Consider the following 15944-nt stretch of genomic DNA (forward strand, 5'->3'; position numbering starts at 1 on the left):
TGCGAGACTCCTGCGGGAAAAGCGCGTCCAAGGGAGACCCCACAGGCGCAAAGGCGCCGAGGAGGCTCCCGGACCGCCCGCGGAAAGCGAGTGCCCTACGTTCCAATCAACGTTCGAATTTTTAAAACCCTCAAAAAAAACTGTAGACAAACTCGATTTTCATCGAGTTTGTCTACAGTCTGAAGTGGAGTGTCTAATGACATTCCACTTTTGTTAAAAATTACGGAAGTTTTATTTTATTTTAAATAAATTGGTAACCATTTCATTGGTAAATCCGTCTATTTCTTAGGAGGGATTTTCATGAAGATGATGTTAAACCTTTTTTTATATACACTAGTGGCTATTATTCTGGGAAGCTGTCAATCCTCTTCAGAAAAGAACGCGCATGAGGCCATTTATAAGGGGGAAGAAGGTTTCATTACGGATCTTGATGATAAAAAGATTTTGATTAAAGGGACGTATTATAAGGTGACCAATGATACATATATTCAAGATCAACATGGTAATGACCTCGATTATTCTGACTTGGAGATCGGGATGAAGGTAAAACCATGGCATCGGGGTGATATTAAGAAAACATATCCTGCAAAAGCGGAAGCAGAATTGATTCGCGTGCTAACGGACGAAAAGAGCTTGGCGGAACAAAAGGCGGTAACTGCTGCAATTGAGCATATGAGCAAAGCGGAAAGTCAGCGATTCATGGTACTTGAAGTCATGCATTTACCTTCAGAGCATGTGTATAATATCGAAATGATGAATCGTTCCAACCTAGATTCATCATTTATAGTGACTGTAGAAGATTTTACGGATGAAATCTTATATATAAACTAAACCGGACAGAATCATTTATAAATTCTGCCCGGCTTAGTTTTTAGAAATTTCTATAAGAACTTAGCCTATGTTCTTATCAGTATTTTATAAAGTTTTCGCACCTAAATATTTTGGTTTCCAATAAGAATTATCCATATCCGTGATGGTTATTCCTTTTGAAGACGTAGCACTAATGAATTGACCATTTCCGATATAGATCCCAACATGCGATACTCCTGTTCTTCCAGAAGAAGTATCGAAGAAGACAAGATCGCCTTTAGATGGTGAAGATACTTTTAAACCCGTATTGGAATAGAGCAATGATGTTGTACGCGGTAAGGTAATTCCTTGTGATTTCTGGAATACATAATAGATGAATCCTGAACAGTCGAATCCAGTTGGTGTTGTCCCGCCCCATTTGTACGGTGTGCCTATTAAGGTTTTTGCATAGCTGATCAAGCTTGTATTATTGACATTATAAACACCAAGCGCATTAAATGTGCCTCGGCCGGCAATTCCGTCGGCAGTTAACCCTTTAGATTTTTGGAATTTTTTTACTGCAGATGTAGAATAGGTGCCGTAATATGTAGTCAGTGAACCTGAATATGTGAAATAACCTTTAGTTTTTAAAAGTTGTTGTAGTTGTTTGACATCGCTATGAGTCATTCCGGGTCTGAGGGTTTGATCTCCAATATTTGCAAAGGCTTGCAGTGGGGTTAGCATCATTGCAGAAGCAACGGCAGCTGAAGCAATCCATTTCTTCATAATTTTCATTTCCTCTCTCTCTATCTCTCTATTATTCTTAACAATATTATCCTACAATACCATTATGACAATTAGACATAATTTTGGTTACAGTTTCATTACAAAAAATGAGCAGTAAGACTAAAATAAGATTAGACTAAAGGCTATTGAAAAGGGAGGTTTTTTTAAAAAATAATGGGGATTAAGTTATATTTTTAATTATTCAAGATACTAATTAATCTATTTTTAAAAAACTATTTGGTTATAATGTATTTTTATGGTAATTTAGTATTTTTTAGTTATATTTAGTTTTTGAAGGGGATTTCCTTAAAAAGTAGAAATTTGCAATAAAACTTCCATTGAAAGAGAACGTATATTCGGTTAAAGTTATGGATATAATAAAAGCGAACGTATATTCTTATTAGGGTGAAGAAATGATGGATTATAGGACGATGCCGAAACAATCAATTATGTGTATTGATATGAAAAGTTTTTATGCAAGCTGTTCAGCGGTCATGCTTGGTTTGAATCCACTCGAATGTTATCTAGCGGTGGTTGGTGATTTGAATAGGACAGGTAGCATTGTGCTTGCGGCTTCTCCGAAAATGAAGAGGGAATTTGGTATTAAGACAGGTTCGCGGATGTTTGAGATCCCGAATGATCCAAGAATTGTCCTCGTTGAACCTAAAATGGCAACCTATTTAAGGATTTCGACGGAAATTACCCGCTTGTTCAACCGCTATGTCCCGAAAGAAGCGATTCATGTCTATAGTGTGGACGAAAGTTTTGTGAAAGTCGATGGAGCCGCTTCTTTATGGGGAGATACCCGGGTGATAGCTGAAAAAATAAAAGATGAAATCGAACGGGAATTACAACTTCCATGTGCCATTGGAATTGGGCCAAACATGCTGATGGCGAAGCTTTGCCTTGATCTGGAGGCCAAACATAAAGGGATTGCCGAATGGAAGTATGAAGATGTGCCAAACAAGCTTTGGCCGATTTCTCCGCTTCGTGAAATGTGGGGAATCGGAAGACGCGTAGAAAAAACTCTTCATGGAATGGGGATATTTTCGGTTGGCCAGCTTGCCAATTATGATCTTGAATTACTTGAAGCGAAGTTTGGAATTATGGGCAATCAGCTCTACCACCACGCTTGGGGAATAGATTTATCGGATATGGGAGCGGCGATTATCGAAGGACAGGTCAGCTTTGGCAAAAGTCAAATTCTCCTGCGGGATTATAAGGAGGAGAATGAGGTCAAGCAGGTCATAGTGGAAATTTGCGAAGAAGTTGGAAGAAGGGCACGTACTCACCGAAAGGCAGGAAGGACGGTCAGTCTAAGCATTGGCTATAGCAAGAATGAGTTTGGCGGAGGTTTTCACCGTTCTCGTTCGATTAACGAACCGACCAACATTACGATGGAGTTATATAAAGTCTGTCTGGAGCTTTTTCATGAGAACTATAATAAGCAAAAAACAGTTCGAAGCATATCGGTCACGCTCTCAAATATCGTGGATGATAACGAGATGCAACTGACTTTATTTGATGCTTCGCGCTGGAAAAAACGGGAGTTGGGTTATACGGTTGACCGGATTCGCCATAAATATGGATCCAAATCACTGTTGCGTGCGGTTTCGTATACAGAAGCAGGTACAGCTGTTTACCGAAGCAGGCTGCTTGGTGGGCATAAGGCGTGATAGAAAAATTCAGTAGTGACAAGTGATTTTAGATAATAATGTCACACAAAATGCAATGGAAAAGTAGGTGTTTCGAGGTGATTCGCGACAGGGGCCGTATCAAATGGGTTTCAATGATGTTACCGGAACATGTAAAATTACTAAGAGAATATAATGAAGGTCTGGATAAAGTCGAAAAGCCGGTTTTAGATGAACAAAAATATGAAGAATTCAATGAAATTATCTGTAGGGCCATGGAAGAGAATATTACTCTAAAATTTACTTATTATCAAAAAGGTGAAATTAATAAATTTATTGGTAATATTCATTATATCGATGGACTAAAGGAGAATTACGAATTATTAGCCAGGCATCCAAGAAGTGTATCTTAAAGTTAGTAAACATTATTGAAATTGAATATTAAGTATGATTTTTGGTTTAATTGCCATTGAAAAATAGGGATAGCCTGTTTTTTAAAACAAAAGGATCAAAACAGGCTATTTCGACGATTTAACCAACTTGATACTAGGGTTCAGCAAAGTCGCCATCAAGTGGAAGTTTCACAGTCCCCCCGAACGAAATTTCGGACAACATTTATTTCTCAATGAATGCACGTAAATGGCTGATAAAGTTTAAAATTTGAAAATGGATTTTCGCCATATCTTCTACCGTTTGCTTTTCGCAATTATCCAGCCACTCCTGAATTACCCCTAAAATGGCAGATGTCATAAAGGCGTGCATATAATTACGAAAAGCATCATTTTGTGCTGCTGGATGTTGACGAATTAAACGTTCTAATAGTATTTCACCAAATATATGCTTCAATTTTTTTGCAAAGGAGGGGTCTCCGTGATCGCCAAGAATGGCACGCAATGCATGGGCATGCTCACTAATGAATTGAAAAATTGCTACAAATGGTGGATATAATTGTTGCTGATGGAGGGCTAAAAAAGCCTCTTTTGGTAGAATAGAAGTAATGCGAACTTGAAGTTCTGCTAACAATTCCTGCTGTAAGTGATCCATCAACTCATATTTATCTGCATAATGCAAATAGAATGTACCTCGATTAATACTCGCGCGATCTGCAATTTTTTTCACCGATACATGCTGAAATCCTTCTTCCTCAACAAGTGCGATAAAATGCTGTTGAATGTGCAGTTTCGTTTTTTGGGCCTTTTGCTCATGAGTCGTCGCCATCGAATTTCTCCTTCACTAAACAGTCTTCAAAAATGTGTTGATTGTATTTGACCAAATACTATCTTAGAATGTTGATACATTCAACACCGTGTTAATTATTAAAGAGGAAGGGTGTGCGTGCAGTGAAATATGCGATTACCATTGAAGAAATTGCTAAAGGCTTTAAACACAAAAAAGTAATTCAGCCATTAAACCTGAGTATTGCAGAAAGAGAAATTTTCGGCTTATTAGGACCATCTGGTTGCGGGAAGACGACCTTAATTAAAATGATTGTCGGTATGATGAAGCCGGACGCTGGAAAAATCACAGTGCTTGATTGTGAAGTGCCAAATGAAGCATTGTTATCAGAAATCGGATATATGGCGCAGTCCGATGCCTTATATACAGAACTGACGGGTGCTGAAAATCTTGAATTTTTTGCAAAGCTTTACCGTTTATCGAAAAAGGAACAAAGAGAACGCATTCAGTATGCAGCCGAAATCGTACAGTTAACGAATGATTTGTCCATACGGGTTGCGTATTATTCTGGCGGCATGAAGCGTCGCCTGTCACTTGCTATTGCCCTCATCCAAAATCCGAAAATTCTTATTTTAGATGAACCAACTGTCGGCATGGACCCTATGTTGAAACAATCCATCTGGAAGGAACTCAAACGTTTAAAAAATGATGAGCATAAAACAATCCTCATTACAACGCATGTAATGGATGAAGCAGAACGTTGCGATAAACTAGCGATGCTACGTGAAGGAAAAATCATCGCATCCGGCACACCTGCCGCATTAAAGACACAATTCGGGGCACAAACCTTTGATGAAGTGTTTTTAAAGATTGTAGGTGAGATGTAATGCGTATTATATCTCTTGTTACACGAATTACACGACAAATGCTCCGAGATCGAAGAACACTTGCTTTACTCTTCTTTGCACCATTGCTCATCTTAACGCTCATATATTTTATTTTTCATTCAGAAGCGAGTGATTTAAAAATCGTTGTTACAGGTAGTAATGAAAACATCGCTGAAGCATTGAAACAAGCAGATTTTCAAGTAACGGTTGCCAAGCATTTTTCAAAAGAGAGCATGGCCAAAAATAACATCGACGGCTGGCTGCAATTTGAAAATGGCAACATGAAACTGACCCTTTTAAATGATGAACCGTCTCGTGCTAAGGCCGTTCAAATGAAATTAGCGCAAGGCTTGCAAGGAGATGCAAACAATCCTTCGATTGATGCACATTATGTGTATGGTGATGCAAATACGAAGATTTTTGATATTTTTAGTCCAATGCTCGTTAGTTTTTTCGTTTTCTTCTTTGTTTTTTTAATATCGGGGATTGCGCTGCTAAAAGAGCGTACAAGTGGTACATTAGAACGGTTACTTGTGACACCAATTAAACGATATGAAATTGTTGCAGGCTATGTAATTGGATATGGTTTGTTTGCACTCATTCAGACTATAATTGTTGTACTATACGCGGTAAATGTGCTGGATATTGTACTCGTCGGCTCCATTTGGCTCGTTTTATTGACGAATATACTTGTCGCACTTGTGGCATTATCACTCGGTACATTGTTATCGAGTTTCGCAACATCTGAATTTCAAATGGTACAATTTATTCCACTCGTCATCGTTCCACAAATCTTCTTTACGGGTATTTTTCCATTAGATGGCATGGCAGACTGGCTGCAACAAATTGGCAAAATCATGCCACTTTACTACGCATCGGATGCATTGAACGGTATTATGTACAAAGGCTTCACTTTCGCTGAGGTTGTGATAGATTTACTCATTCTCCTTGCATTTGCCATTGTTTTTATCACTTTCAATATTTTTAGTTTAAAAAAATATCGTGCCTTATAAATATATCTGTTAAGCCGATATAGCGCATGTAAGGTTAATAGAATAATAGGTGAAGGGCTGTTTGATAGGACTTTTTATCGGAAATAAAAGGAAATATCAGTAACGTTGAGCAGTGATTTTCTTAATGGAGGCAACATTGGTGAAAAAGAACCTCATCGAGTATCTTGAAAGTGGACTAAAGCAGTTTCATTAACAGAAACGTTTTTATCGTTTATAATGAGGGAACGAAAACACATGAGGAGGTATGTAATCATGTATATTGAATGGACGGAAAGAGCGGCAGATAAAATAGCCGGTAAGATACAGGGGCAAGAAGGATTTTTACAGTTGAAATATGACACAGATGGCTGTGGCTGCGTTGTGAGTGGTGTCACAGCACTATGGTTGGTCAGCGAACTTGATGAAGGTAACGAGAGAGTGGAAACAAACGGAATCTCTCTGTACGTAGAAAAGTCAAAAATGATTTTTCTGGATGAAGTTATGAAAATAGACTTTGTGCCGGAAGCGAATAGCTTTCAGTTAAAAAGTCCGAATCAAATCTTAAATCCGAGAATGAGTTACTTTAATAAAATCTAAAAAGAAGAAAAAGAGAGGATATCAAGCTTTCATGATAGATATCCTCTCTTTTTCTATCTCAAAACAAGCTGTTTAAGAAACAGATCAATTTGTTCTTCATATTCTTTTGGATTTTCATTATAAGATTGAGCGTGGGCGCCCTTTTTAGCAATGTACAGCTGCTTTGGGCCCTCTTTTGCTGCATATAATTCCGTTGTCATGGAAACAGGGATATAGGTATCATATTCACTATGAATGAACAGTACTGGTTTTTTAATATTTTTTATATAATTGATCGGTGACACTTCTTTAGTCCAATATCCGTCACGAAGTTTGATGAACGTACGACCAAGCGGAAACACGGTCCAAGAGGGCAAAGGGATTACCGAGTTGATTTGGTGTTTGATCTGCTCCTCAAAGTTAGAAAATGGGCAATCGGCAATGTAAAAATCAGCGCCATCTTCAAGCATCCCAGCATAAAGAAGCAGAGTCGCGGCTCCCATAGATTCCCCATGAATGCCAATGTGAAGGCCGTCGGAGCCTTTACGTCTTTTCAATTCGTCAATCACGGCCTTCAAATCGAATTTTTCATAATGACCATAACTGCTAGTCTTACCACCAGAATCTCCATGTCGGCGATGATCATAAATGATAGCATTGAAGCCGCGCTTAAGAAAAATATTCATGTACTTAATCGAATTAATTTTGTTCTCAGTCACACCATGAGAAATAATAATCCAATTATTCGATTCAAACGGTTCGATAAACAAACATTTCAAGGAATATCCTGATGGTGAAGGTACCCAGATTTCAGTTTTAGGTAGGTTATCAAAATCCTCTCTAATCAGACGCTTAGCCATGATTTCACGATTTTGGATAAAATCATCTTCCTTCTTTTTCATGTACATGATCCGATTAGAAAAATAAACGCCGACGCCGATGATATAGGTCAGAATTCCAGCCAATGCAAGCCACCATTTTTTCATGAAGATCCTCCTTAGTTATTTTCTTTATTTTACCATGAGGAAAATGGAGAAAACACTGTTTGAAAATCATAATGAGAGAAACCGCAGTCGTGATATAATAATTTCATAATGGCTAGGAGGTTTTAGGGATGAAAAAGAAACAGCCACGGAATCAAAGTCAAAGCAAAAAACAAGATAAAGAGTCATCATCATTGAAACTTGGTGATATGCTTAATCAAGATATCATGTCCCAGCTTCGTCAAAAGCAAAAAGAACTGAATGATGCTGAACAAGAGAAAAAAGCAGCGGAAGAAGAAAAAAAACGCGAAGAAAGAAAGCGGCGTGAGAAAAATAAATCATTCGAAGAGCTGCTGGGAGAAAGCGATCTTAACTGGAAGAACTATAAATGATGAAAAAAGGGAGCAGACTTGGGTACTGTCTCCCTTTTTGATAAACCACTCTTTCTGAAAGAGGACGACGATATTTATTCCATAACCAATATTGCTTTATTTTATAAAGTTTAACGATTATATTAAAGATAAGTTTGATGTGTATTCACATATCAAATGGACTACTACTAGCTGGTGATATGATGGAAAGAAAATTAGAATATGTACTGGAAAATCAATTATGTTTCCTTCTTTATGCAAGTTCAAGGGAAATGACAAAGAAATATAAACCGCTGCTTGATAAACTTGAAGTAACATATCCTCAATATCTTGTTCTTCTTCTATTATGGGAACAGGATACACTTACAGTAAAAAAACTAGGGGAGCTCCTTGCCCTCGACTCAGGAACGCTTACCCCCATGTTGAAACGAATGGAGCAGAATGGCTTGATTGTCCGTGAACGTTCTTCTGAAGATGAACGGTCTGTCATGATTAAGTTGACGGAAAAGGGACTTGGTTTACAGGAAGAGGCCTGTTTCATTCCCAATCGCATTTCGGCAATGTCGGGTGATGATAAGAAGGTGGTTGAGGATTTAAAAGCTTCGCTGCTCCAACTATTGAAAACATTACAGGAATTTTAGCAAAGAAAAGACGCTTGGTAACCCCAAGCGTCTTTTTGTCGACAAAAGGAGATTCGGAATGGTCTGTACCCCGAACCATGACTATAAAAGAAGACTTGGTTATCCTTCAGAATTATTACCTTTCTATATGGAATGACCTTGTTGGATTGAAGAAATTTACGAAACTCCTGCCGAATAACTGGCTAGCCGAGACACCAAAGGCGCTTGCTTTGATGAGGCTTGGCAGACAGTCGGCGGAAAGGGAGCGGATTTCTGAAAAAGGGTTTGTGAAATGATTTCCACTCCAGGCACTCGCTTTCCGCGGGCGGTCCGGGACCTCCTCGGCGCCTTTGCGCCTGCGGGGTCTCCCTTGGACGCGCTTTTCCCGCAAGAGTCTCGTACCTTCCATTCCAATCAACGTTGTTTTCTTTTAGATAGAACACGGATTACCCTAAAAAAACTGTAGACCGACAATAGAACATGCCTGTCTCAGTCTGAGGTGATTATTACCAAATCATTAAACCAAGACTTGGTTATACTCCATGATTTATTACTGTTTTATATGATGAAACCTTGTTGGATTGAAGAAATTTGCGACACTCCTGCCGAATAACTGGCTAGCCGAGACACCAAAGGCGCTTGCTTTGATGAGGCTTGGCAGACAGTCGGCGAAAAGGGAGCGGATTTCTGAAAAAGGGTTTGTGAAATGATTTCCACTCCAGGCACTCGCTTTCCGCGGGCGGTCCGGGAGCCTCCTCGGCACCTTTGCGCCTGCGGGGTCTCCCCTAGACGCGCTTTTCCCGCAAGAGTCTCGTACCTTCCATTCCAATCAACGTTGTTTTTCTTTTAGATAGAACACGAATAACCCTAAAAAAACTGTAGACCGACAATAGGAACATGCCTGTCTCAACTGAAATCAACTGCAACTTTTTCAAATAAAAAACTGCAGGCAAACTCGCTTTTCTTCGAGTTTGTCTACAGTCTGAGACGCTTGGTAACCCCAAGCGTCTTTTTGTCGGATTTAATCTACATCTATTTCAAAGGTGACGTCCACATTGCCATTAATTGCTTTTGAATAAGGACACATTTGATGCGCTTTATGAACAAGGGTTTCGAATGTCTCCTTGTCGACCCCGGATCCCTTCACGGCCAAAGTTACAGCCAAGCTGTACTGATGCATCTCACCCATCAAAAGACTGACGCTTGCGGTGACTTTGGAATCGAAAGAAACGCGTTCAATTTTACCAACTGATTGCAAAGCACTATCAAAACATGCAGCATATCCAGCTGCAAAAAGCTGTTCCGGATTAGATGCTTCAGGCATCTGTTTAGCCCTAGGTGTTCCAGGCATCGCAATATCAACCGTGAAGTTGCCGTCAGCAGAAATTGCCGTTCCTTCTCTTCCGCCATCAACTGTTACAGACGTTGTAAATAATGTTTTTGTCATCATTTTTTCTCCCTTATCTTCTTATTTTTTAATTGTGCGCAATTGAATTTTACAATATTAATTTTGGAATGTCCAAAGAAAAAGTTAAAAACGTTGGTATGAAGTTAAATTGGTTTGGAAAAGGGATTAGAATGATGGGAAACTTGAAAGCGGTACAGAAGCAGTAAGACGAAAAAAACGAAGGAACGGAAAAAGGCTGCCTATCACGTTGGTTAAACGGAGATAAGGTAGCCTATTGCTGGTTTATATTTTTTCTTGGAAACACAAGGTTAGTTTAAGTTCTCCCTTTTATTCCCGATGACTTTCATATTTGTTTGCTTTGGTCAACTGCTTCAACACATCAAGTTCAGTTTCAGAAAGCGAAGAGCTGTTAACGGCACGGCAGTTTTCACGGAGCTGCTGTAATGAGCTTGCTCCAGGTACGACAGCAGCAACGCTTTTGTGTGACAATATAAATTGCAAGGCCGTATCATTCAACTTTCTACCGGAAAGCTTGTTCTTTAATTGTGGAAGTAGATCTTTAAGTTCTTGATAACTATAGTCAAGATAACCATTTTCATTTGCCTTTTCAAGCATTTTCTCACTAAGTAGTCCTTTGGCAAGGGGGCCACGGGCAATGATGCTGATCTGATTGTTTTCCAAAAGAGGCATCCACTCTTCTGGGCGGCGGTCGAGTAGGCTGTACTGCATCATCACGGAGTCAAGATCAGACTTTTCGGTAAATTGCTTAATTACGTTGGGGCGAATTGAGGAAATTCCATAGTACCGGATATAGCCTTCCTTTTTTAGCTCCTCAAATGCTTCAACTGTTTCATCGATATTGTCTGAAATCGTGCCCCCGTGTAGCTGATAAAGATCAATATAATCGGTTCCTAGCCGTTTTAAGCTGTCCTTGACTGCCGTTTTGATATGGGTGCCAGATGGGTCCCAGCTCCAACTATCCTTATTTTCATTCCAGCGGTTTCCGACCTTAGTGGCTATGTATACTTGGTCGCGGACCGATTTTAGGTTTTTTCCGACGATTTCTTCATTCACACCGAAATTATATAAGTCAGCAGTATCAAAATAATTGATTCCTTCATCCAAAGCAGCCTGTATGATCTCAGATGCCTGACTTTCGACAGTACCCAATGACATGCAGCCGAGCCCGATTTCAGATACAAATAACTCTGAATTTCCTAGTCTGCGTTTTTTCAATTTTATCCACTCCCTTTACCTACATTGTAAAGGACAAATCCATTTCGCTCAAAGAATTCACTTGATTCGTTTTAAAGGAGAGGTTGCCTGCTGATCGTGTATGTCGGCAATCCAATCATTGATATAGACATATTTATTTTGCAATTGTTTTAGTTTTTGAATGACTTCCCAACTCTTTCCAGATAAAATGACGCCTTTTTCCAATACATAAACTTTCATCAAATCGCCCTCCATCTTTATTATGGTAAAATGTATGAAGAATAATGCTGCAATTAGAACAGAGGAGTGGTCAGGATGAAAAAATTTGAAGAAAAAACGATATCTTCGGAAAAAGTCTTCACCGGTAAAGTAATCAGCCTACAGGTGGATGATGTGGAGCTTCCAGATGGAAAAACAAGTAAACGTGAAATCATCAAGCATCCGGGAGCAGTTGCAATCATAGCGATTACAGCAGACAATAAAATCATCATGGTGGAACAGTACCGTAAAGCTTTGGAGAGAAGTCTGGTTGAAATTCCTGCAGGAAAGCTTGAAAAAGGCGAACAACCGATTCTGTCGGCAGAAAGGGAACTTGAAGAAGAGACAGGGTATGTATGCGAAAAAATGGAGCATATCATTTCCTTTTATACGTCCCCAGGCTTTGCTGATGAATTGGTCCATATTTATGTGGCCCACAGTTTGAAAAAGAAAGAAAATGCGGCCCCCTTGGATGAGGATGAATTTGTCGAGGTGATTGAGCTTACGGTAGAGGAAGCTCAAACCTATATAGATGAAGGGAAAATCCAGGATGCCAAAACGGCATATGCAGTTCAGTATCTGCAGTTGAAAAAGGTGATGAATTCATAAATGAAAGAGTGTTACGCTGACCTGCATATCCACATAGGCAGAACAAGAAGTGGAAAGGCCGTAAAAATAACCGGTGCTAAAACCTTAACCTTCAGCAAGGTGATAGAAGTGGCAAGTGAGAGAAAAGGTCTCGATTTAATCGGGATAATTGACTGCCATTCTCCTGAAGTTATCGAAGAGATTGAAGCAGGAATTCTGGACGGGAAGATTACGGAGAAGGATGAAGGCGGTCTTCTTTACCGGAACACAACAATCATTCCAGGCTCTGAAATTGAAATTTATGATCAGCATTGTAATGGCCCAATCCATGTCCTTGCCTATTTTCCTACTTTGGAAGCGATGAAGAATTTTTCGGTGTGGATGAGCGGTTATGTTAAAAATATCACCTTAAGCTCTCAAAGAATTTATTGTGAAGGAAGAACGCTGCAAAAAATCGTAAAATCACTTGGCGGCTTATTTATCCCAGCGCATGTTTTTACTCCCTTTAAAAGTCTATATGGTAAAGGGGTAAGATCGAGTCTGGCTGAAGTATTCGATCCTGAGTTAATCGACGCCATCGAGCTTGGGTTAAGTTCTGATACAGATATGGTCAAGGATATAAAAGAGTTAGAATCCTATGTCTTCGTGACGAATTCTGACGCCCATTCACTTGGGAAAATTGCTCGTGAATATCAAAAGCTTCGGCTTAAAGAACCAAGTTTTAATGAGTTGGCAAAAGCCCTTCAAGATAAAGAAGGACGTAAAGTAGCAGTCAATTATGGGTTGAATCCCTTATTGGGAAAATATCATCAAACCGTTTGTTCAGGATGTTTACATCAATTGTTAAGGGATAATGAACAATGTCCTGAATGTGGTAACAAGACTATCATAAAAGGGGTGTCGACTCGAATAGAGGAACTATCAGTTCCTAAAATAAATGGAGAGAAACGAAGGGAAAGACCGCCATATATTCATCAAGTACCGCTCGATTTCATCCCGGGACTTGGTCCAAAATCAATGGAAAAACTTCTAGAGGCATTCGGAACCGAGATGAATATCCTTCATGAGGTAACCCTAGAACAGCTCACAGAAATCGTTCCTGAAAAATTGGCCCACTATATCGATTCTGCCAGAAAAGGGGAGCTTACTTTTGAAGTAGGGGGCGGGGGGAAATATGGGAAAGTAAAAAAGAACAGCTAAATTATTTGTTTATGTAAGTGAAGGAAAAAGAGTCCTGACAGAGGAAGTTTATACTGTCAGGACTTTTTTTAGTTTGCTGTTTTTGCATATATATAGGTGTCTCGCAATTCCTTACCGTCTGCACTTAGACAGTCATTATGTAAAGTTCCTTCAAGAGTAAACCCTAGTTTTTCGGGAATTCGTTTACTAGCAAGGTTGTTAGCGTCACAGCGGATTTCAACACGTTTTGCCCCATAATGATGAAAAGCAAATTGGGTTAACTTTTCTATCGCTTCTGTTATGTACCCCTTTTTACTGTGCATCGTATCAATCCAATAGCCAATTTCAAATTTGGGGATATCCCAGTTAATTCGGTGCAACCCAGTGGAACCGATGAATTTGTCGTCTTCTTTCCTATAAATATGAAGTCTAATATCCTCTTTTAAAATAAAGTCCGCAAAGGCTTTTAGGACGTTCTGTTCTGAGGTTTCCAAGGACGGTTCCTGATGGGCAAATGGAAGCCATTGTTTTAGTTCATTCTGGGAACGGACAATGGCTTCATACACATCAATTCCATCTCCAGGTTGACAAGGTCTTAAATATAGCCGTGGAGTTTCAATTTTTTCTGGGAAATCCATTAATATAGCTTTCATATATAACACCTCCAAGTAATGGTTGTGGAAAATTATAACACAATATTACTCTGAGGTGCTTTTCCTGATTAGGAATTCATCCTTGTTTTCTTTAGCATATATGAAAGAGTAAAAACATAGATTCTAGTAAGCGGAGTTGGGAGGATGAAAGATGAAAAAAAAATCTGTCGTACAAAATGCCGTAATGAAACACATTAACGAACATTCCTCATTATATGTCTTTATCACTGTGCTTTTTTTAATGGGTGTCATTTTTGGCGCTGTACTCGTTAATAGTTTGAGTTTTACCCAAAAAGAGGACTTGTTCTATTATTTGTCACAATTTTTTGGACAAGTTACCAAAGGGGAATTTGCATCTTCGCATGATATGTTTAGCCAAAGTATTATGCATAACATAAAATATATAGGCCTCATTTGGATACTTGGGATTTCGGTCATTGGGTTGCCGGTTATCTTGATTTTGTTATTTATAAAAGGAATGGTTGTAGGGTTTACAGTAGGCTTTTTAGTTAATCAAATGGGGTGGAGCGGGTTCTTATTATCATTTGTCGCAATTCTACCACAAAATATATTCATTGTACCGATTTTCATCGTGATAACGGTCCTTGCTGTCTCGCTATCAATGAAAATGATCAGCCGGATTTTCCTAAAGCAAATTCGTGAGCCGCTGAAGCCAATTATATCACGCTATATTTTTTCATTAATTTTGTCAGGATTATTTTTAATTGCAGCTGCTGTATTTGAAGCATACTTATCACCCTCTTTAATGAAAAATGTCGTCAGTTTCCTGGGCCATTGAAGGAAATTTGCTAATCACAACAATTTTTTTATCATTAACAAGAAATCTATTTTGACAGTTTTCCCTCATTTGATATAATGGATAAGATAGCGGCGCGGGAGGGAATATAGGTATGGAAATAGAAAACAGAATTGATAGAATAAAAAAGCAGTTGCACTCGTCCAGCTACAAACTAACGCCTCAGCGAGAAGCGACCGTCCGCGTTTTACTTGAGCACGAAGAGGATCATTTAAGCGCAGAAGACGTTTACCTCCTTGTCAAAGAAAAGTCGCCGGAAATTGGATTGGCAACAGTATACCGTACGCTAGAGTTGCTGACTGAATTGAAGATAGTAGATAAAATTAACTTTGGAGACGGGGTTTCCCGTTATGATTTAAGACAAGAAGGGGCTGCACATTTCCATCATCATCTTGTTTGTGTGGAATGTGGTGCGGTAGATGAGATTCAAGAAGACTTACTTGAAGACGTAGAATCCATTGTAGAACGCGACTGGAACTTCAAGATAAAAGATCATAGATTAACATTTCATGGTATTTGTCATCGATGCCATGAGAAAGACGAGAATAAAGGTGAATAAAGTCGGACCTTTTCCATTAAATGGAGAAGGTTTTCTGCATTTTTAAAAGGGAAAATATCTGCAGAGTAAGGTTCATTCAACATGTAGCTGAATTCAGGAAATTAGGATAACGTCTCTTTTCTCTTTTATAGCTGTTTTGCTTTCTTCTTACCGAAACATGTATAAAACTTGTCCTGTTGGGCATAGATTGATACAAAGGATAGAATGGGAGGGGAAAGGTGATGAAAACTTCATTGTCGCTTGTTCTACATACAGCTAAAGTGATGATTCTCTTTGTTAGCTTCACTATTCTTTTTTATATAGGAATGGTATGGTTAAATCAGGAATATCAAAATTATCATCGTTATGATGAACCAAAAGGTATGGCTGTAAAAGTATCAAAGGCTGTTGATACGGGTGATGATGCATGGCTTGAACGCTTAATGTTGTTTTATTTAAACGGGGAGTAATGAA

Annotated in this window: 22 protein-coding genes; 15 read left to right on the forward strand and 7 right to left on the reverse strand. The window is 39.0% G+C overall.

The genetic code is table 11. The features are described from left to right. Nucleotides 1-300: 300 nt before the first annotated feature. Nucleotides 301-831, forward strand: a complete 531-nt coding sequence (locus ACQKMR_RS05300) for a hypothetical protein (RefSeq protein ID WP_427696352.1) — start codon at nucleotides 301-303, stop codon at nucleotides 829-831. An 84-nt stretch (nucleotides 832-915) separates the two neighbouring features. Here ACQKMR_RS05300 and ACQKMR_RS05305 read toward each other — a convergent pair whose 3' ends face one another. After that, nucleotides 916-1575, reverse strand: coding sequence for a C40 family peptidase (locus ACQKMR_RS05305; RefSeq protein ID WP_427696353.1), 660 nt, complete (start codon nucleotides 1573-1575; stop codon nucleotides 916-918). A gap of 413 nt (nucleotides 1576-1988) precedes the next feature. On the opposite strand from ACQKMR_RS05305, the gene ACQKMR_RS05310 reads away from it, so the two are divergent. Both ACQKMR_RS05310 and ACQKMR_RS05315 read left to right on the forward strand, forming a co-directional pair. Further along, complete coding sequence (locus ACQKMR_RS05310) at nucleotides 1989-3251, forward strand: DNA polymerase thumb domain-containing protein (RefSeq protein WP_427696354.1); 1263 nt, start codon at nucleotides 1989-1991, stop codon at nucleotides 3249-3251. A 77-nt stretch (nucleotides 3252-3328) separates the two neighbouring features. Continuing rightward, nucleotides 3329-3622 (forward strand): YolD-like family protein, encoded by a 294-nt coding sequence (locus ACQKMR_RS05315; RefSeq protein ID WP_427696355.1) that lies wholly within the window; start codon nucleotides 3329-3331, stop codon nucleotides 3620-3622. A 202-nt stretch (nucleotides 3623-3824) separates the two neighbouring features. Here ACQKMR_RS05315 and ACQKMR_RS05320 read toward each other — a convergent pair whose 3' ends face one another. Continuing rightward, nucleotides 3825-4427, reverse strand: coding sequence for a TetR/AcrR family transcriptional regulator C-terminal domain-containing protein (locus tag ACQKMR_RS05320; protein ID WP_427696356.1), 603 nt, complete (start codon nucleotides 4425-4427; stop codon nucleotides 3825-3827). A gap of 122 nt (nucleotides 4428-4549) precedes the next feature. Between ACQKMR_RS05320 and ACQKMR_RS05325 the strand changes: the two genes are divergently transcribed. From ACQKMR_RS05325 to ACQKMR_RS05335, 3 genes are all read left to right on the forward strand, one after another. Continuing rightward, nucleotides 4550-5272 carry an ABC transporter ATP-binding protein gene (locus tag ACQKMR_RS05325; RefSeq protein ID WP_427696584.1) on the forward strand — a complete coding sequence of 241 codons (723 nt, stop codon included), beginning with the start codon at nucleotides 4550-4552 and terminating at the stop codon, nucleotides 5270-5272. Continuing rightward, on the forward strand, nucleotides 5272-6285 hold the full coding sequence (locus ACQKMR_RS05330; protein ID WP_427696357.1) for an ABC transporter permease: 1014 nt from the start codon (nucleotides 5272-5274) through the stop codon (nucleotides 6283-6285). The genes ACQKMR_RS05325 and ACQKMR_RS05330 overlap by 1 nt, the downstream gene beginning before the upstream one ends. 252 nt (nucleotides 6286-6537) lie before the next feature. Beyond that, a complete protein-coding gene (locus ACQKMR_RS05335) occupies nucleotides 6538-6861 on the forward strand; it encodes an iron-sulfur cluster biosynthesis family protein (RefSeq protein ID WP_427696358.1) in 324 nt (107 codons plus the stop codon). A gap of 53 nt (nucleotides 6862-6914) precedes the next feature. On the opposite strand, the gene ACQKMR_RS05340 is transcribed toward ACQKMR_RS05335, so the two are convergent. Next, entirely contained in the window at nucleotides 6915-7826 is a 912-nt protein-coding gene (locus tag ACQKMR_RS05340; RefSeq protein WP_427696359.1) for an alpha/beta hydrolase, read from the reverse strand. A gap of 128 nt (nucleotides 7827-7954) precedes the next feature. Here ACQKMR_RS05340 and ACQKMR_RS05345 point away from each other — a divergent pair, with 128 nt between their 5' ends. From ACQKMR_RS05345 to ACQKMR_RS05360, 4 genes are all read left to right on the forward strand, one after another. Further along, nucleotides 7955-8215 carry a YqkE family protein gene (locus ACQKMR_RS05345; protein ID WP_427696360.1) on the forward strand — a complete coding sequence of 87 codons (261 nt, stop codon included), beginning with the start codon at nucleotides 7955-7957 and terminating at the stop codon, nucleotides 8213-8215. A gap of 182 nt (nucleotides 8216-8397) precedes the next feature. Continuing rightward, the gene (locus ACQKMR_RS05350; RefSeq protein ID WP_427696361.1) at nucleotides 8398-8835 is read left to right on the forward strand and encodes a MarR family winged helix-turn-helix transcriptional regulator; all 438 of its coding nucleotides are present in this window, start codon (nucleotides 8398-8400) and stop codon (nucleotides 8833-8835) included. Nucleotides 8836-8870: 35 nt separating this feature from the next. Beyond that, on the forward strand, nucleotides 8871-9110 hold the full coding sequence (locus ACQKMR_RS05355; RefSeq protein WP_427696362.1) for a hypothetical protein: 240 nt from the start codon (nucleotides 8871-8873) through the stop codon (nucleotides 9108-9110). 285 nt (nucleotides 9111-9395) lie between these two features. Continuing rightward, the gene (locus ACQKMR_RS05360; protein ID WP_427696363.1) at nucleotides 9396-9524 is read left to right on the forward strand and encodes a hypothetical protein; all 129 of its coding nucleotides are present in this window, start codon (nucleotides 9396-9398) and stop codon (nucleotides 9522-9524) included. Between the two features lie 311 nt (nucleotides 9525-9835). Here the strand turns inward: ACQKMR_RS05360 and ACQKMR_RS05365 are convergent, their stop codons facing one another. The 3 genes from ACQKMR_RS05365 to mciZ all read right to left on the reverse strand — a co-directional run bounded on the left by ACQKMR_RS05365 (nucleotide 9836) and on the right by mciZ (nucleotide 11677). Continuing rightward, on the reverse strand, nucleotides 9836-10261 hold the full coding sequence (locus ACQKMR_RS05365) for an organic hydroperoxide resistance protein (protein ID WP_377408354.1): 426 nt from the start codon (nucleotides 10259-10261) through the stop codon (nucleotides 9836-9838). Between the two features lie 288 nt (nucleotides 10262-10549). Further along, the gene (locus ACQKMR_RS05370; protein WP_427696364.1) at nucleotides 10550-11458 is read right to left on the reverse strand and encodes an aldo/keto reductase; all 909 of its coding nucleotides are present in this window, start codon (nucleotides 11456-11458) and stop codon (nucleotides 10550-10552) included. Nucleotides 11459-11515: 57 nt separating this feature from the next. Next, a complete protein-coding gene (gene mciZ / locus ACQKMR_RS05375; RefSeq protein ID WP_427696365.1) occupies nucleotides 11516-11677 on the reverse strand; it encodes a Z-ring formation inhibitor MciZ in 162 nt (53 codons plus the stop codon). Between the two features lie 75 nt (nucleotides 11678-11752). Between mciZ and ACQKMR_RS05380 the strand changes: the two genes are divergently transcribed. Continuing rightward, nucleotides 11753-12304 carry an NUDIX hydrolase gene (locus tag ACQKMR_RS05380; RefSeq protein WP_427696366.1) on the forward strand — a complete coding sequence of 184 codons (552 nt, stop codon included), beginning with the start codon at nucleotides 11753-11755 and terminating at the stop codon, nucleotides 12302-12304. After that, a complete protein-coding gene (locus tag ACQKMR_RS05385) occupies nucleotides 12305-13483 on the forward strand; it encodes an endonuclease Q family protein (protein WP_427696367.1) in 1179 nt (392 codons plus the stop codon). A gap of 68 nt (nucleotides 13484-13551) precedes the next feature. Here the strand turns inward: ACQKMR_RS05385 and ACQKMR_RS05390 are convergent, their stop codons facing one another. Next, a complete protein-coding gene (locus tag ACQKMR_RS05390; RefSeq protein ID WP_427696368.1) occupies nucleotides 13552-14115 on the reverse strand; it encodes a GNAT family N-acetyltransferase in 564 nt (187 codons plus the stop codon). 151 nt (nucleotides 14116-14266) lie between these two features. Here ACQKMR_RS05390 and spoIIM point away from each other — a divergent pair, with 151 nt between their 5' ends. From spoIIM to ACQKMR_RS05405, 3 genes are all read left to right on the forward strand, one after another. Beyond that, nucleotides 14267-14914, forward strand: a complete 648-nt coding sequence (gene spoIIM, locus ACQKMR_RS05395) for a stage II sporulation protein M (protein ID WP_427696369.1) — start codon at nucleotides 14267-14269, stop codon at nucleotides 14912-14914. A 118-nt stretch (nucleotides 14915-15032) separates the two neighbouring features. Further along, nucleotides 15033-15491, forward strand: coding sequence for a Fur family transcriptional regulator (locus ACQKMR_RS05400; protein WP_053348129.1), 459 nt, complete (start codon nucleotides 15033-15035; stop codon nucleotides 15489-15491). Nucleotides 15492-15712: 221 nt separating this feature from the next. Continuing rightward, on the forward strand, nucleotides 15713-15940 hold the full coding sequence (locus ACQKMR_RS05405) for a YqzK family protein (RefSeq protein ID WP_427696370.1): 228 nt from the start codon (nucleotides 15713-15715) through the stop codon (nucleotides 15938-15940). The last annotated feature ends 4 nt before the right edge of the window (nucleotides 15941-15944 follow it).

The organism is Peribacillus sp. NPDC096540 (assembly GCF_050278525.1).
Lineage (GTDB): Bacteria > Bacillota > Bacilli > Bacillales > DSM-1321 > Peribacillus.

Coding starts and splice junctions, on each gene's coding strand:
- ACQKMR_RS05300 (WP_427696352.1), top strand. CDS start 301: ATGAAGATGATGTTAAACCTTTTTTTATATACACTAGTGGCTATTATT.
- ACQKMR_RS05305 (WP_427696353.1), bottom strand. CDS start 1,575: ATGAAGAAATGGATTGCTTCAGCTGCCGTTGCTTCTGCAATGATGCTA.
- ACQKMR_RS05310 (WP_427696354.1), top strand. CDS start 1,989: ATGATGGATTATAGGACGATGCCGAAACAATCAATTATGTGTATTGAT.
- ACQKMR_RS05320 (WP_427696356.1), bottom strand. CDS start 4,427: ATGGCGACGACTCATGAGCAAAAGGCCCAAAAAACGAAACTGCACATT.
- ACQKMR_RS05330 (WP_427696357.1), top strand. CDS start 5,272: ATGCGTATTATATCTCTTGTTACACGAATTACACGACAAATGCTCCGA.
- ACQKMR_RS05335 (WP_427696358.1), top strand. CDS start 6,538: ATGTATATTGAATGGACGGAAAGAGCGGCAGATAAAATAGCCGGTAAG.
- ACQKMR_RS05340 (WP_427696359.1), bottom strand. CDS start 7,826: ATGAAAAAATGGTGGCTTGCATTGGCTGGAATTCTGACCTATATCATC.
- ACQKMR_RS05345 (WP_427696360.1), top strand. CDS start 7,955: ATGAAAAAGAAACAGCCACGGAATCAAAGTCAAAGCAAAAAACAAGAT.
- ACQKMR_RS05350 (WP_427696361.1), top strand. CDS start 8,398: ATGGAAAGAAAATTAGAATATGTACTGGAAAATCAATTATGTTTCCTT.
- ACQKMR_RS05365 (WP_377408354.1), bottom strand. CDS start 10,261: ATGACAAAAACATTATTTACAACGTCTGTAACAGTTGATGGCGGAAGA.
- mciZ (WP_427696365.1), bottom strand. CDS start 11,677: ATGAAAGTTTATGTATTGGAAAAAGGCGTCATTTTATCTGGAAAGAGT.
- ACQKMR_RS05380 (WP_427696366.1), top strand. CDS start 11,753: ATGAAAAAATTTGAAGAAAAAACGATATCTTCGGAAAAAGTCTTCACC.
- ACQKMR_RS05385 (WP_427696367.1), top strand. CDS start 12,305: ATGAAAGAGTGTTACGCTGACCTGCATATCCACATAGGCAGAACAAGA.
- ACQKMR_RS05390 (WP_427696368.1), bottom strand. CDS start 14,115: ATGAAAGCTATATTAATGGATTTCCCAGAAAAAATTGAAACTCCACGG.
- spoIIM (WP_427696369.1), top strand. CDS start 14,267: ATGAAAAAAAAATCTGTCGTACAAAATGCCGTAATGAAACACATTAAC.
- ACQKMR_RS05405 (WP_427696370.1), top strand. CDS start 15,713: ATGAAAACTTCATTGTCGCTTGTTCTACATACAGCTAAAGTGATGATT.